We start from the raw sequence: 15729 nt of genomic DNA, 5'->3' as shown, positions 1-15729 counted from the left end.
CGGATCCGGGAGATTGCAGGCTCACTCCGCCAGCGACAACAGGCGGGCGCGGGCGTCGGCCTCGATGCCGCTGAGGCCGTTCTCGGCGGCAAGATCGAGCGCCTTGGTAAGCCAGATCTCCGCGCGGGCGGGATCGTCCTGGATGGTGGCGCTGAGGCCGGCGCGGTAGTAGAGGTCGGCCGCCGCCGTCGGGTTCCGCGCCACCTCGGCCGCCTCACCGGCCGCTGCCAGCCCGCGCGTCATGCCGCCATAATCGCGCAGTTCGCGGCGCCGATCGGCGGCCGCTTCGAAGACCCGCTGCGCCGTGCCCGCGTCCCCCGCCAGCATCAGCCGGCGTCCCTCCAATTCGTCGCGGTCCGCTTTCAGGGCGTCCTGGCCGGGATCGCCGAGCGCCACCAGCGCCCGTTCGACATAGACCGTGTCGCCGGCGTCGGCCGCCAGCATGCCAAGAACGAAGTAAGCGCGCCCTCGGGTGGCCACGTCATCCGGCCGCGCCAGGTCGATCGCGGTCTGCGCGGCCTCACGGGCAAGCGCCGATTGCCCCACCTCATAATGCGCCACCGCCTCGACGAGAAACAGCTCGGCGAAGGGATCGGCGTCACGCCGCTCCAGCTCCCAGCGGGTGCGCGCCGCCTGCGCCGCCGCCGCCTCGGGTTCGCCGGCGCGCAGCTGGGCAAGGGCATATTCATAACCGACGTTGCCGATCGCCTCCGCGTCGTCGCGGGCATAGGCCAGCGCCAGCGCCTGCTCGTAGAGTACTACTGCCTGGTCGTGCTGCCCGTTCTGCAACGCGAAACGCGCCAGCCGCCAGCTGGACTCCAGCTGGGGATCGCTGGGCTCGGCCGCTTGCTGCGGTGGCTGCGAGGCGCAGGCCGAGAGCAGCAGGAGGCCGCCCGCCAGCAGCCAGCCGAGGCGCCACGACCGGCTCATGGCCGCGCCTCGATCGGCGACAGGCGGTTGACCCGTTTGGGCGGCAGGTCGCCGCCGCCGCCGAGCAGCCAGTTGCCCTGCAACTGCACCAGCAGGCGTTCCAGTTCGGAAAGCGTCTGCTGGGTCTGCGCCATCAGGGTCGGCATGGTGTTGGAAGCGTCGGCCGAATTCTTCACCATGGCGGTGATCTGCGGCATGGTGTTGCTGACTTCCGTCATGACCGTATTGAGCGACTTCAGCGTGCCGTTCATGTTGTCGATCACTTCGGGCAGCTTGCGCGACTGCGCGCCGAAACCGGCGGTCATCGAGGCGACGTCGCCGCTGGTCGATTCCAGGTTGGTGACGATGACCGCAAAGGAGGAAACGGTTTCCTTCAGCCCCGCCACCGTCGTTTCCAGTTCCACCATCAGGCGGTCGTCGCGCAGCAGCCGGCCGACGTTGCCCTGGCCTTGGGCGATCTGCGTGGTGACCATGGAGAGATTGCCGAGCGCAACCTGCAATCCGCTCTCCGGATCGTTGAGTCCCTCGACCAGCTGGGCGGTCGCCTGGATGGCGCGGTGCGTGTCGTCAAGCACCGGCAGAACACGCGCGCGCAGGTCTTCGATCAGCTCGCCGACGCTGGCGGCCGGCGCGGCCTCGACCCTGGCGGTCAGCACCGCGTAGTCCCAGTCGAGCGGCGCGCCATTGCCGCGCAGTATTTCCAGATAGGCGGCACCGGCGATGCCGAACTGCTTGCGGATGTAGACTGCCGAGTCGCTGCGCACGAAAGGCTCCATCGACCTCTCGATGCTGATCCGCGCGTGAAATCCGGCCTCCGGATCGAGGACCAGTTCCTCGACGCGGCCGGCCGCGGTGCCCAGCACCTCCACCTGCGCGCCCGCGGAAAGGCCCGAGACGCCCGATTCCGGCAAGATGACGCGCAGTTCCCGCGTCTGCCGGAAGAGGTCCTGCAGCACGCCGGCCTGCAGCAGGGCGGAGAAGAATATGATGACCGCCACCAGGGCGACGGCGCCGGACCAGCGGTTCACATAGCGCAGGTTCTGGGGCGAAGAGGTCATGCTGCCGACTCCCGGGCACCCTGTGCCGGGAAATCCTGCCAGGTCCCACCAAGGCGCAGGCGCTGGGTGGCAGGAATTGACTCGTTCAGGCCGAGCGTCATGTCCTGCGTCAGCCAGAGGATCGCGGCGCCGCGCTCGCGCGCCTCGCGCATGGCGTTCACCAGATGCTGCAGGCGGGCGGCCGACGGCTGAGTTGCGAGATGCTCGACAACGATGAGCGAGGGGGCGCCGAGGAAGGCCCGCACCAGATTTGCCGCCTCGCGGTCAGCCGGGGAAACCGCCGCCGGTACGTCGCGGGGCAGCCCCGGCAGACCGAAGCGGGTGGCCCAACGCGCAGCTTCCAGGCAGATTTCGTCGACCGGACGGCGGGTGTGGTGCAGCTGGGCCAGGATGATGTTTTCCATCATCGAGAGGTGGGGGACCCAGCTGTCCTGGCGGAAGACGATACCGATGCGTCCGCGCGACGCATTGGACCAGTCGGGCGCCATCGCCTGCCAGTCGCGGCCGCGGAAGGTCACCCTGCCGCTCACCGGCTCGAGCAGGCCGCAGCTCGCCTGGCTCACGGCCTCTTCATGCAGCACATCCTCGGTCTGCAACAGAATCAGTTCACCCGGACGCAAAACGAGATCGAGGGAGAAGACCTCCTCCGCGCCGTCTCCCAGCGGCAGGCCGCAGGACTCGAACTGCAACACCGGCTCGTCGTGACGCTGAGCTGATGATGGGCCCGAGTGCATCGCCGCTCCTCAAATCGCCAGGCTGATCAGCGCACTGACCAGCAGCACGCCGGAGATCGCACGAATGAAGCCGGTGGCGGTCAGCGTCGCAGCGCCGAGTCCGCTGGCGCGAGGGTCCAGCGCCGTCAGCGCGCAGACCGCGCCGATGGTCAGCCCAATCGCCAACGATTTGGCCGGCAGGATCAGATAGCCGGCGGACCCGATCGCCGCCAGCATGTTGACGACGAACTGCCCCGTTGGAATCGCCGTCGCGCCGGTCGCGTGCGCCACCGTATAGCCGGTCGCCAGGGCAACGACGATAAAGAGGATGCTGTGGGTGAAAACGGCGACGACAATGGCGAGAACCCGCGGCACGACCATCATCAGGAAGGGATCGACGCCCTGCCGGTCCAGCGATTCCAATTGGCCGTGCGCGCGCATGGCGCTCAGCTCGCCCAACAACACGATTCCACCGCCCCCAAGTGCCAGCAGGCCGACGACGATCGGGCCGATCTCGCGCACCATGGCGAAGACGATGACCTGGCCGATGGCGTCGGCCTGGCCGAAGCGGTCCAGCCAATAGAGCCCCTGCGAGATCAGCGTCAATCCGATCAAGGCGGCGGCGATGCAGACCGCCAGAAGGTTGCGCAGGCAGACGATCTCCATGAAGCGCCAGAATTCCTGACGCGCCGGCCGCCGCCAGGTGATCGGCCGCAGCGCCTGGCGGACCACCGCCGTTGCCATGGCGAAGGCCATGAACAGCCAGTTGGCCGTTCCCAATACGGCGCTCACAGCCGGCTCCGCAGGGTGAAGGTGGACATCTCGCCGAGTTGCCCGAGGTAGAAAGCACCGCGGCGCCGAAAGATGCAGTCGCCGCGCAGCAGCTCGTAGGTGGCCTCGCTAACCTGGATGGTGCCGCGGTCCGCCGTTTCCGCCATGGTGATGGCCACGCGCACAGCCTCGCCCCAAACGTTGTAGGGGCTGTCGCCGAAACCGACCGCCGAGCCGAACACCGTGCCGCTGTCGAGGCCCATGGCGAATTGTGGCCCGAGGCCGGCGGCCAGGAAAATAGCGTTGCAGCGCTCGCGCACGTTCAGCGCCACCGCGACCTGCCGGGCCGCCGCCGCGGCCATTGCGCCATCTAAGTCGTCGCCGCCGAAACCGTCGACGGCCAGCACCTGATCGGTCAGAATCTTCACGTAGGGAATGCCGACCCTGTCGGCGGCTTCCTTAAAGATGCCGACCACCTCGCGGATCACCGCGCCATCCTTGCTGCCGGATGAACAGGCCGCCAGCGCGTCATCGTCGAGCAGCTTCAGAACGAGGACCGTGGCGTTGCGGTAGACCGTTGCCCCCATCGCCTGACCGTTGTTTTCGGCAGCGGAGCGTTGGCGGCGCAGATCCAGCAGCGAGGCCTTGCGCAGCATAGGACTGGAGAGCTTCGCATCACCCTGCCCCCGCGGAATCACCAGGGAACCGTGGAGACTCTCCGAGCGGGTTTCGCGCGGCGCCGGCTTGACCTGCTCGGACGCGGCCATCGCCTGCAGGCGCGGCGCCACGAGGTTCGCGACGGTGCGCGCCACACTGCGGTCGACATCGACCGCCGCTGCCGGATCGGCATCCTCGATCCACAGCGCGCCCCATGTCCCGCCGGCGGCGACGATGGGTAGCGAGGTGAGGGCGTTCGTCTCGACCGCCTGGAAATAGGTCATCTGCAGGCCTTCGGCGCGCCGGTCGTTGCGCGCGTCCGGGATGTCCAGCGTCTGTCCCGCGACGATCGCGGCGAACAGCGTCTCGAAGTCGCGTGCGCGGATACTGGTGCCGGCGGCATGGCTGCCGGTCTGCGTCTCGAAGGCGTCCAGGCAGACCAGGCCGCGGCCGTCGCGCGCAAGCCGCCAGATGCCGACCCGGCTGGCCGCCTCGGCAAGGGCGAGGATCTCGGTCGCCCGGCGCAGATCATGCTCATCGCCCGGATCGGCCAGCGCGGTCAGACCCGCCAGTTCGTCGAACGTGTGGCGCTGCTTCTCCAGCCGCGCGCCGGTCGCCCGCACGGCACGGGCACGGCGTTCCGCGACGATGCCCTGCCAGGTCAGCAGCGCCGCCAGGAGAAAAGCCAAGGCGATAATGCCGCCGGCCGCGATCAGCCCCCGGCGCCCGTTCACCGCGATGAAACCCAGGTAGGCGCTTTCGGGCGCCAGCAGAATGAGCCACCAGGCGCGTGACACCGCGCCTTGCAGCGAAGCGGCGCTGAAAACGTAGCGGTTCCCGTCAATCTCTATGATCGAGCGGTCGGGCCCTTCGACGCGCAGGCGGTCGAAGGCTTCGGCGAGCGCTGGATAGCCGAGCTCGCGGATGGTCCGCGAGCGCAACTGGCCCTCCTGCTCGATCATCACTCTTTCGGGTTCGTGAAAGGCCACCACCTGTCCGTCATCGTTGACGATCGCCAGGGTGCCGCGGGCCTCATCCTGCAGGCCGGCGAGGAAACCGCTGAGGCTGCTGAGGTTGATGTCGACGCCCACCACGGTACCGCCCGACGGCGCGTCCCCCGACCGGCTCACCGCGGTGGAGGCGGTGATGCCGGGCGCCTTGTCGGTGAAGAAGATGTAGACCCGGCTCCAGGCGATGCCGTCACCCTGCCGCGCGTCCTGAAACCAGTCGCGCGTGCGCGGATCGTAAGGGTCGTCCGGGTCCTCCTCGATGGCGATCACCTGATCACCGGCGTCGCGCCGGGTCCAGACCGACTGCCGACCCTCGGGCGTCTGCCATATCACCTTGGTGTCGGCGGTCCCGGCTTCGTTGCGCCGGACCATGAGAAACTCGCCCTCGGCGGTACCCAGGTAGGCGGAGGCAAGCTGCGGGTGGCGGTGCAGCAGGTCACGGGCCAGGCGTTCGAACAGAGCGCGTCCGGGTTCGGAGAGCGGCTCGGCCGGCACCACGGCGGCGAGGCTACCGACGGCGGTCTGGGTGGGGTCCAGGAAGGCGCGGACGTCGCTGTGCACCCTCGCATTCAGTGAACCGATGAAGTCCCGCGACAAAGCCAATACGTCGGCCTTGTTCATGGCGTTGGTGTAGACGGCGCTGGCGATCAGGCCAGCCGCCACCACCACGATACCACCGGCGGGCAGGCCGAAACGCACCACCCGGCGCCAGAAGGCTCTGCGCGCCGCAGTCGGATCGCTGTCGACGTCAATAATCTCGACGCTCTGCATGGGGCAATCCACTTTCCGAGGAATACCGCCGCCGAGCGGAAAACCGGCTAGGCAGCACCTGCAAAGGGCTTTCCAGGCAAAAGAATAGAGCGATTTCCGACGGAGTCATTACCGATCGGGTAGGCCTTTAGGGCAAGGTGGCGCCCCTGGGCCTCAGGCGCCCGTGCAACAGAGGGGCGGCAGACGGGCAACAGACGGGGCCGGCGCCCGAAACGAAAAAGGCCCGCCGGAGGGCGGGCCTTTCGGAACTCAGATGAGCGGGTGAGGCTCAGGCGCCGGCGGCGGCCTGCTTCTCAGCGGCCTTCTTGATGCGGCTGCGCATCTCGCGGGCCTTGGTGCCCAGCTTGGCGGCCGGGGTGGACAGCAGGTAAGCGTCGATGCCGCCGCGCTTCTCGACGGTCCGGATCGCCCGGGTCGACAGACGCATCTGCACCGTGGTGCCCAGCGCGTCGCTCATCAGGCTGACGTCCTGCAGGTTCGGCAGGAAGCGGCGCCGGGTCTTGTTGTTGGCGTGGCTCACGTTGTTGCCGGTCTGAACGGCCTTGCCGGTGAAGTCGCAACGTCGTGCCATGATCGCAAATCCTAGCTCTTGGGCCCGGCGCCGGAGGAAGCCTCGGATGGAGGCGCCTGGGTCATTAAAATGGGATACCGGGCGGACGGAGCCACCCGGTGCGGGCTGGTTTCTAAGGCAGCAGCGGGGCCCCGTCAAGCCGAATCCCGGGCCAAAAAGGCCCCCCTCACCCCTGCCCGCTCCCCGTGGGGAGAGGGAGGGTCCGCGAAGTGGGAGGGCGAGGGGCCTCTCCTCAACATTTACCCTAGAATCGCGTTAATCCCGGCTGAACAGGCCGACCAGGCGGCGGGCGGCGACGGTGGGGGTGGTCTTGCCGGCCTTCACCTGGCGCTCGAGGCCTTCCAACTCGCGGGCGACCTCCGGGTGGGCCTTGAAGCGGCGCATGAGGCCGTCGGCGATCTCCGCCCACATCCAGGCGCCGGCCTGGGCGGCCCGCTTGGCGGCGCGGGCGCCGCTGGCCTCCATGACCGCGCGGTGCTTCTCGACAGTCTGCCAGACCGCCTCGATGCCCTCTCCCAAAAGGGCAGAGCACTTCAAGACGGGAGGCCGCCAGTCCTTATTGGCGGCGCGCAACAGGCCGAGGGCGGCGTAGTACTCCGCTGCGGCACGCTCGGCGGCCGGCTTCAGGTCGCCGTCGGCCTTGTTCACGACCACCGCGTCGGCCAGTTCGACGATGCCCTTCTTGATGCCCTGCAGCTCGTCGCCGCCGCCGGGCAGCAGCATGAGGAGGAAGATATCCACCATCTCGGCGACGGCGGTCTCCGACTGGCCGACGCCAACGGTCTCGACGATGACCACGTCGAAGCCCGCGGCCTCGCAGATCAGCATGGCCTCGCGAGTGCGCCGGGCGACGCCGCCCAGGGTGCCGCCGGTCGGCGAGGGACGGATGAAGGCGCGCGGATCGCGCGACAGCTCCTCCATGCGGGTCTTGTCGCCCAGGATCGAGCCGCCACTGACCTTCGAGGAAGGATCGACCGCCAGCACCGCCACCTTGTGGCCGGCCTCCAGCAGGTGCAGGCCGAAGCGCTCGATGAAGGTGGACTTGCCGACGCCGGGCACGCCGGAGATGCCGATGCGCACCGAGTGGCCGCTGGCCGGCAGCAGGGCCTCCAGCAAGGCCTCGGCGTCGCCGCTATGCTCCGGCTTGGTCGATTCGATGAGGGTAATGGCGCGCGCCAGGGCGCGGCGGTCACCCGCGCGTACCTTGTCCGCCAGCCCGGCCGTCGCCTGCTCTTGAAGCCCGCTCATGCCCCGCTTATGGGCCGAAGCGTGACCTAAAAGCAAGTCCCTCCGGGGCGTCAGGCCGCGCGTAGCAAGCTACGCCAGCGCCCCGGCGTGGTGCCGTAGGCGGCGCGGAACTGGCGCGTCAGGTGCGCCTGATCGGCAAAGCCCGCCGCCAGCGCGACCTCGGCCAGCGGCGTACCGTCGGCGATCGCGCGCCTCGCACGGTCCAAGCGGCGCAGGGTGACGAAGCGGCTGGGCGAGACGCCGTAGATGCGGCGGAACTGGCGCGCCAGGGTGAAGCGGTCGCGGCCGTACAAGCCTTCGAGTTCGGATGTCGAGATCCCCTCGGCACAGCGATCCGTCAGCTGGTCGTGCACCTGTTTGAGGGCCGGATCGGGTGCGACCGGCGGCCCGGCGGGACACCCGGCCGTCTTCGCCAGCACGGCCGCCAGCGCGCAGATCGCATCGGCCTCCCGCAGTTCCTCGCGCGGGTCTTCCGGGTGCGGGAAGACGGCATCCACTGCCGCCGCGATCTCGCGCGCGCGGGCGACCGGATCGGCGACGAAGGGCAGCGGGCCGCCGCCCAGGGCCGCGCCGATCAGCGCCGGATCGATGTAGAGGATGCGGTAGCCGAGCCCTTCTTCTCCCCCCGGACCACCGTCGTGCAGTTCGTCGGGATGCAGGAAGAAGGCGTCGCCGACGAGGGAGGCGCGCGCCGCGCCGCGATAGGTGAAGGCCTGCACGCCGCGCGTGGTGACGCCGATGGCGTAGGTATCGTGGCGGTGCGGCGAGAAGCGGTGCCGAACGAAGGCCGCCTCGGCCCAGTCGAGGCCGGGCCCCGACGACCGGTAGCGCAGCCAGTCTCTGCGTCGCTCCGTTGCCATGCTGCACAATCCTTCAAGACCGGGCCGCCGTCGCGCGCCTAGCTTACCGCATGCTTGGCAACCTCGTCCTGCTGTGGCTCGCCGCCCTGCCGCTGATGGGCAGCCCCGGCCCGGCCACCCTCTCGACTGCCGCCGTCGGCGCCTCCTTCGGCTGGCGCCGCGGCCTGCCCTACCTTGCAGGGATAATCTGCGGCACCGCGACCGTGCTCTGCCTCATTGCGACCGGGGTGACCGCGGTGGTGCTGACCGTTCCGGCGCTGAAGACGGCGATCACCCTGCTGGCCGCCGCCTATATTCTTTACCTTGCCTGGCGCATCGCGACGGCGCCGCCGCTCACCGCCCAGGCCGACACGGCCAAGGCGCCCACCTTCCCCGGCGGCCTCTTCCTGGCCATCGCCAACCCCAAGGCCTTCGCCGCCATTGGCGCCGTCTACGCCGGCCACAGCGCGGTGCCGGGCGACCTGGCGGCGGACGCGGTGGTGAAGATCGCCGCGCTCACTCTGGTCATCGTGCTGGTGAATTTCGCTTGGCTGCTGTTCGGCAGCCTTGTCGCGCACACCCTCCAAGATCCGAAGAAGAGCCGCATCGCCAACGTCACCTTCGCCGTGCTGCTGGTCGCCTCGGTGGGACTGGCACTGCTTTGAGCGCCCTATTCGAAAAGCCAACGACCGAGAAGTCGGTCCGCGATGTCCGGCGACAATTCAAAGATGGCTGCAGACAGCTGTGGATGCCCTTTGGCCGCGGCCAGGGCGCCGAGAATGACGCGACATTCCTCCTCGCTGCGAGGCTCTATCAGCAGTCTGGCGGCGATCTCGGGCAAGACCGACAAAGCCGCATTGTACGCATGGGCCAGATCACCGGGCATCGCAGGGCCCTTCCCTTGCAGGCGGGCAACCTCTATCGCCCCGATCAAGTCGAGCGTAGCGATGGCTGTGCGATCAACGCCGGATCTGGCGACCTCAACAAGATGGGGCAAAGCCGCATAGGACGCGGTGTAGACGTCGCCCTGGTGACAAAGCGATGACCAGAGGTCACCGTCGGCGGACCGATTCTGTGCTGCTTTCTCAAGCAATATTGGAATGCGGGAGGCTCCGCCATAGGCATCGGTCAGTTCGGCCCATCGTGAACTATCCAGCGCCAGCATTTCTCTACTCCGCCGCACTGTCCGCGGGCGTTGGGGCGGCGGCAATCTTGTCGGCCAGTTCGTCGACGCTGGCCTGCTGGCGCGCCCACATCTGGGCGTAGACGCCGCCGCGGCCCAGCAGCGCCTCGTGACGGCCGCGCTCGACGATGCGGCCAGCCTCCAGCACCAGGATCTCATCGGCCTCGACCACGGTAGAGAGGCGGTGGGCGATGACCAGGGTGGTGCGGTCGCGCGACACCTCGCGCAGGGACTTCTGGATGCCGCGCTCTGTCTTGGTATCGAGGGCGGAGGTCGCCTCGTCGAACAGCAGAATCCTGGGTGCTTTCAGGATGGTGCGGGCGATGGCCACGCGCTGCTTCTCGCCGCCGGAGAGTTTCAGGCCACGTTCGCCCACCATGGTGTGGTAGCCGTCGGGCAGGCTCTCGACGAAACCGTCGATCTGCGCCAGGCGCGCCGCCTCGCGCATCTCTTGGTCGCTCGCCGCCGGTCGCCCATAGCTGATGTTGTAGCCGATGGTGTCGTTGAAGAGGACGGTGTCCTGGGGGACGATGCCGATGGCCTGGCGCAGCGATGCCTGGGAGACATCGCGAATATCCTGGCCGTCGATGCGCACCGCGCCGTCCAGCACGTCGTAGAATCGGAAGAGGATGCGCGAAATGGTCGACTTGCCGGCACCGGACGGACCGACGATGGCCACCGTGTTGCCCGCCTTCACCGTGAAGCTCACATCCTTCAGGATCGGACGGCGCGGGTCATAGCCGAAGGAGACGCCGTCGAAGACCACCTCGCCCTTCACCAGATCCAGCGTGCCGGCATCGGCCGCGTCGCGCACCTCGGCATCCGAGTGCAGCAAACGGAACATGGTCTCCAGGTCGATGAGCGACTGCTTGATCTCGCGGTAGACCGTGCCAAGGAAATTCAGCGGCATGGCGAGTTGCAGCAGGTAGGCATTCACCATGACGAAGTCGCCGACGGTCATGGTGCCGGCGACCACGCCCTGGGCCGCCAGGATCATCAAAAGGGTGATGCCGACGGCGATGATGACTGCCTGTCCGGTGTTCAGCACCGAGAGGCTGCTGCGGCTTTTCACCGAGGCCTTCTCGTAGGCCTGCAGTGCCGTGTCGAAGCGGCGTGCCTCGTGGTCTTCGTTGCCGAAGTACTTCACCGTCTCGAAGTTCAAGAGGCTATCGATCGCCTTGGTGTTGGCGTCGTTGTCGGCATCGTTCATCCGCTTGCGGATCTCGATGCGCCATTCGGTCACCTTCAGGGTGAAGATGACGTAGCCGAGAATCGTGACGAAGGGCACCACCGCGAAGCGCCAGTCGAACAGGTACCACAGGATGCCGCAGGCCAGCGCGATCTCGATGAGGGTCGGGATGACGTTGAAGGTGGCGAAGTGCAGCAGGAACTCGATGCCCTTGGTGCCGCGGTCGATGGCCCGGCTGAGGCCGCCCGTCTGGCGCTCCATGTGGAAGCGCAGGGAAAGGGCGTGGAGGTGGCGGAAGGTCGCCAGGGCCGCGCGCCGTACCGCGTTCTGCTCGACGGCGGAAAAAAGCGAGTCGCGCAGTTCGCCGAAACCCAGTGCCGCCACCCTCACCGCGCCATAGGCGAGCAGCAAGGCGAGCGGCAGCACCAGGGCGGCGGAAGCGGCGCCTCCCGCAGCCCCTTCAGCGGCCGTCAGGCCCCCGGGGGTCAGGGCATCGACCGCCTCTTTCAGCACCAGCGGCACGGTCACGGTGGCCAGCTTGGCCAGCACCAGAAAGACCACTGCCACCACGATGCGCAGCTTCAGGTCGCTGCGCCCCGCGGGCCAGAGGTAGGGCAGCAGGCCGGCCAGGGCCCTGCCCTGGCCGTATTCGGCCTTATGGCCGGGATTTGGGGAGGTTTCGCTCATGTGTCAGAGCATATAGGCGCTGCACCCCGCCCCGCCAAACATTCTGTTGCAAGGCCGTTTGCGAGTCCCTCCGCCCCCCAGTCGTTGCCCTCGAGCTTGACCCGAGGCTCCATTCCTCCGCCGCACCGTCCGTGCGGCAAGTCCATGGATGCCCGGGTCAGGCCCGGACATGACAGCCTTAGATGGTCACGCCGCCTTGCGGCGCTGCTTCACGATGCCGAGGATCTCGCTGGCGGCGTGGGGGATGTTGGAGCCCGGGCCGTAGATTGCCGAGACCCCGGCCTTCAGCAGCATGTCGTAGTCCTGCGGCGGGATGACGCCGCCGCAGACCACGATGATGTCGTCGGCGCCCTCGCGCTTCAGGGCGTCCAGCAGCTGCGGCACCAGGGTCTTGTGGCCGGCCGCCTGGCTGGAGACGCCGACGATGTGGACGTCGTTCTCGATCGCCTGGCGGGCCGCCTCCTCCGGGGTCTGAAACAGCGGGCCGACGTCGACGTCGAAGCCGATGTCGGCAAAGGCGGTGGCGATCACCTTGGCGCCGCGGTCATGGCCGTCCTGGCCCAGCTTCACCACCAGCATGCGCGGGCGGCGGCCTTCGTCGCGCTCGAAGGCCTCCACCTCGCCTTGGATTCGGCGAAAGCCCTCGTCGCCCTGGTAGGCCGAGCCGTAGATGCCGGTGACCGAGCGGATGATGGCGCGGTGACGGGTGTAAACCTTCTCCAACGCGTCGGAGATCTCGCCCACCGTGGCGCGCACGCGCGTCGCCTTCACCGCGAGGTCGAGCAGGTTGCCGCTGCCGTCCTGGGCCGCCTTCGTCAGGTCGGCGAGCGCCGCCTCGACGGCAGCATCGTCGCGCGCGGCGCGGATTTTCTCCAGGCGCTTCACCTGCTGCTCGCGCACCTTGGTGTTGTCGATGTCGAGGATCTCGACCGGGTCATCCTGCTCGCTGCGGTACTTATTCACGCCGACGATGACCTCCTCGCCACGGTCGATGCGCGCTTGGCGCCGGGCGGCGGACTCCTCGATCCTCAGCTTGGGCATGCCGGACTCGACGGCCTTTGTCATGCCGCCCAGTTCCTCGACCTCGCCGATCAGCCTGCGCGCCTCGCTGACGAGGGAAGCGGTGAGGCTCTCCACGTAGTAGCTGCCCGCCAGGGGATCCACCACCTTGGTGATGCCGGTCTCCTCCTGCAGGATGAGCTGGGTGTTGCGGGCTATGCGCGCGGAGAACGGCGTCGGCAGCGCGACCGCCTCGTCAAGGGCGTTGGTGTGCAGCGACTGGGTGCCGCCCAGCGCGGCGGCCATGGCCTCGATCGCCGTGCGCACCACGTTCCCGTAGGGCGACTGCTCGGTCAGCGAGACCCCGGACGTCTGGCAATGCGTGCGCAGCATCAGGGATTCCGGCCTCTTGGGCTGGAAGTGCTGCTGCATCAGCTCGGCCCAGAGGAAGCGGGCGGCGCGCAGCTTGGCGATCTCCATGAAGAAGTTCATGCCGATGGCGAAGAAGAACGACAGGCGCGGCGCGAAGGCGTCGACGTCGAGACCCTTGGACTGCGCCGCGCGCACGTACTCGATGCCGTCGGCCAGGGTGAAGGCCAGTTCCTGCACGCAGGTCGCCCCCGCCTCCTGCATGTGATAGCCGGAGATCGAGATCGAATTGAAGCGCGGCATGTGCCGGGAGGTGTAGCCGATGATGTCGGCGACGATGCGCATCGAGGGCTCGGGCGGATAGATGTAGGTGTTGCGAACCATGAACTCCTTGAGGATGTCGTTCTGGATCGTGCCGGAGAGCTTCTCCGGCCCAACACCCTGTTCCTCGGCGGCGACGATGTAGCCGGCCAGCACCGGCAGCACGGCGCCGTTCATGGTCATGGAGACCGACATCTCGTCGAGCGGGATGCCGTCGAAGAGGATCTTCATGTCCTCGACGGAATCGATGGCGACGCCCGCCTTGCCGACGTCGCCGACCACGCGCGGGTGGTCGGAGTCATAGCCGCGGTGGGTCGCCAGGTCGAAGGCGACCGAGAGGCCCTTCTGCCCGCCGGCGAGGTTGGCGCGGTAAAAGGCGTTGGACTCCTCGGCGGTGGAGAAGCCGGCGTACTGGCGCAGGGTCCAGGGGCGGCCGGCGTACATGGTGGCGCGCGGCCCCCGGGTGAAGGGCGCGAAACCGGGCAGGCTGCCAAGCGTCTCCAGGCCCTCAAGGTCCTCGGCGGTGTAGAGCGGCTTCACGGCGATGCCCTCGGGCGTCTGCCAGACGAGATCGTCGGCGCCCTCGCCCTTGGCGCCCTTGGCTTCCTTCGCCGCCAGGGCGCGCCAGTCGTCCAGCGTCTTCTCCGGCCAATCGGTCATCGTTTTCGCCCTCGCGTCCCTCGGGATTCCCATCTTCGGCGGCTTTGCACCGCTTGCCTTCTTCGCAGGTGCAGTATAGGCGCTCTAACGATTGCGGGGAAAGGGTGCAGGTGGCGCGGATTCGCCAACCGAAGGAGTTGCGGCACCATACCGCCCAACCGCCGCGACGATTGCATTGCCGTGCATTTTCTCAATTAAGTCCATGTTAAAACATTTACTTTAAGCAATCATTCAGCTTATTCATCGCGGTAAGGTCCGGGAAGGTGGGGACCCAGGACCGTGGGAGGAGCCGTCGGGGGCCATGGATCCCTACGTCATCATAAAGGGCTTGCACGTCGCCGTGCTGGTCGTGATCGGCAGCGCGCTCTACGCCTTCTGGTGCCGCTCCGACCGCAAGAACCCCTTTCTCGTGTACTGGAGCGTCTACGAGTTCGCGCTGGCCGTCACCATCGCGTCGATCGGCCACCCTCCGTTCCCCACCCTCGCTGCCGCTGCCGCCACGCCGGTGCTGCTGCTCGGCACCCTGCACTACCGCAACAAGCGCCCCCCACCGCGCATCGCCTGGGTGCTGCTGTTCCTCGCCATCGCCGTGCCCGCGCTGCTGCTGAGCTATCTGGTCGCCCCCCGCTACAGCACGCTGTACGTGACTGCCGCCGTCGGCATCGCGAACCTCGCCGCCGCCCTGCTCTTCCTGCGCCAGGGCGGCTGGCTGAACCACTTCATCGCCGCCGCTTTCGCCGGGCGCACGCTGAACGCCTTCCTCTATCCGATCTGGGCCCAGCAGGAGATGCTCTACGTGGTCTTCGCCGCCGGTCTGGTGCTCGCGACGATGGCCGGCGTCGGCCTGCTGATGGCTGGCTTCTTCCGGGCCTACGACGACCTGAAGAAGCACGAGCAGGAACTGGTCGGCGCCTATAACCAGAGCGAAGAGCTGATGCTGCGGCTGGAACGGCGCAACGAGGAATACCTCTCCGCGCGCCAGAACGCCGAAGCCGCTAACGCCGCCAAGACCCAGTTCCTCGCCAACATGAGCCACGAACTGCGCACCCCGCTGAACGCCATCCTCGGCTTTTCCGAGGTTCTCGCCGTGCTGCCGAAGGAACAGGTGCTCAACAAAGTCACCGACTACGCCAAGAACATCCACGACGCGGCCAACGGCCTGCAGATCATCATCAACGACATCCTGAACCTCTCACGCGTGGAGGCCGGCGCCCTCGAACTGAACAAGGAAGCCTGCGATCTCAACGCTCTGCTGACCGAGATCCGCCGCCTGCTGCAGCCGTTGGCCGACCAGAAGGACATCGTTCTCGACTGCCGCGACGACGGCCCCTGCGCGGCGCTTTGCGATCCCCGGCTCACCCGCCAGGCGCTCATCAACGGTGTCTCCAACGCCATCAAGTACACCCAGCGCGGCGGCACGGTGATCTGCAGCGCCAAGGTCGAAGGCAATCTCGCGGTGGCGACGGTGGAGGACAACGGCGTCGGTATCGACGAGGCGCGCCTCGCCAAGGTGTTCGAGCCGTTCTGGCAGGAAGGCAACTCCTTCGTCGCCGAGAATACCGGCGTCGGACTGGGCCTCACCATCGCCAAGTCATATGTCGAGGCTCAGGGCGGCCGTATCGAACTGAAGCGCGCCGGCGAGCGCGGCACGATCTTTCGCATCTTCTTGCCACTGCCCGGCGACGATGCCGGCCAGAATGACGGCGCCGCTCCCCTGGCGGCCAGCCGCGCGGTCTCCCAGGGCTACTGAAGG

General features: G+C 67.8%; 13 protein-coding genes. 2 read left to right on the top strand and 11 right to left on the bottom strand.

From position 1 onward, the window contains the following. Nucleotides 1-21: 21 nt before the first annotated feature. The 8 genes from WDC82_RS08810 to WDC82_RS08775 form a co-directional block, all read right to left on the bottom strand. Nucleotides 22-930, bottom strand: coding sequence for a hypothetical protein (locus tag WDC82_RS08810; protein WP_340116891.1), 909 nt, complete (start codon nt 928-930; stop codon nt 22-24). Further along, nucleotides 927-1988 (bottom strand): MlaD family protein, encoded by a 1062-nt coding sequence (locus WDC82_RS08805; protein ID WP_340116890.1) that lies wholly within the window; start codon nt 1986-1988, stop codon nt 927-929. Before WDC82_RS08805 ends, WDC82_RS08810 begins: the two co-directional genes overlap by 4 nt. Continuing rightward, nucleotides 1985-2722: an ATP-binding cassette domain-containing protein gene (locus WDC82_RS08800; RefSeq protein WP_340116889.1), complete on the bottom strand. Its 738-nt coding sequence runs from the start codon at nt 2720-2722 to the stop codon at nt 1985-1987. The genes WDC82_RS08805 and WDC82_RS08800 overlap by 4 nt, the downstream gene beginning before the upstream one ends. Before the next feature lie 9 nt (nt 2723-2731). Continuing rightward, nucleotides 2732-3493: an ABC transporter permease gene (locus WDC82_RS08795; RefSeq protein ID WP_340116888.1), complete on the bottom strand. Its 762-nt coding sequence runs from the start codon at nt 3491-3493 to the stop codon at nt 2732-2734. Continuing rightward, nucleotides 3490-5910 carry an adenylate/guanylate cyclase domain-containing protein gene (locus WDC82_RS08790; protein WP_340116887.1) on the bottom strand — a complete coding sequence of 807 codons (2421 nt, stop codon included), beginning with the start codon at nt 5908-5910 and terminating at the stop codon, nt 3490-3492. The genes WDC82_RS08795 and WDC82_RS08790 overlap by 4 nt, the downstream gene beginning before the upstream one ends. A gap of 268 nt (nt 5911-6178) precedes the next feature. Beyond that, entirely contained in the window at nt 6179-6481 is a 303-nt protein-coding gene (gene rpmB, locus WDC82_RS08785; RefSeq protein ID WP_340116886.1) for a 50S ribosomal protein L28, read from the bottom strand. Between the two features lie 255 nt (nt 6482-6736). After that, nucleotides 6737-7729 carry a methylmalonyl Co-A mutase-associated GTPase MeaB gene (gene meaB, locus WDC82_RS08780; RefSeq protein WP_340116885.1) on the bottom strand — a complete coding sequence of 331 codons (993 nt, stop codon included), beginning with the start codon at nt 7727-7729 and terminating at the stop codon, nt 6737-6739. Between the two features lie 50 nt (nt 7730-7779). Then, complete coding sequence (locus WDC82_RS08775; RefSeq protein WP_340116884.1) at nt 7780-8589, bottom strand: AraC family transcriptional regulator; 810 nt, start codon at nt 8587-8589, stop codon at nt 7780-7782. Nucleotides 8590-8639: 50 nt separating this feature from the next. Between WDC82_RS08775 and WDC82_RS08770 the strand changes: the two genes are divergently transcribed. Then, a complete protein-coding gene (locus WDC82_RS08770) occupies nt 8640-9233 on the top strand; it encodes a LysE family translocator (protein ID WP_340116883.1) in 594 nt (197 codons plus the stop codon). 5 nt (nt 9234-9238) lie between these two features. On the opposite strand, the gene WDC82_RS08765 is transcribed toward WDC82_RS08770, so the two are convergent. From WDC82_RS08765 to scpA, 3 genes are all read right to left on the bottom strand, one after another. Next, nucleotides 9239-9733, bottom strand: coding sequence for a hypothetical protein (locus WDC82_RS08765; RefSeq protein WP_340116882.1), 495 nt, complete (start codon nt 9731-9733; stop codon nt 9239-9241). 4 nt (nt 9734-9737) lie between these two features. Next, complete coding sequence (locus WDC82_RS08760) at nt 9738-11627, bottom strand: ABC transporter ATP-binding protein/permease (protein ID WP_340116881.1); 1890 nt, start codon at nt 11625-11627, stop codon at nt 9738-9740. Between the two features lie 186 nt (nt 11628-11813). After that, a complete protein-coding gene (gene scpA, locus WDC82_RS08755) occupies nt 11814-13976 on the bottom strand; it encodes a methylmalonyl-CoA mutase (RefSeq protein ID WP_340116880.1) in 2163 nt (720 codons plus the stop codon). Nucleotides 13977-14277: 301 nt separating this feature from the next. On the opposite strand from scpA, the gene WDC82_RS08750 reads away from it, so the two are divergent. Then, nucleotides 14278-15726, top strand: a complete 1449-nt coding sequence (locus WDC82_RS08750; protein ID WP_340116879.1) for a HAMP domain-containing sensor histidine kinase — start codon at nt 14278-14280, stop codon at nt 15724-15726. The last annotated feature ends 3 nt before the right edge of the window (nt 15727-15729 follow it).

It is taken from the genome of Pelagibius sp. 7325, from assembly GCF_037652055.1.
GTDB lineage: Bacteria > Pseudomonadota > Alphaproteobacteria > Kiloniellales > Kiloniellaceae > Pelagibius.
Note: the sequence above shows the minus strand (reverse complement) of the source record. Positions and strands in the feature narration are given on the sequence as shown.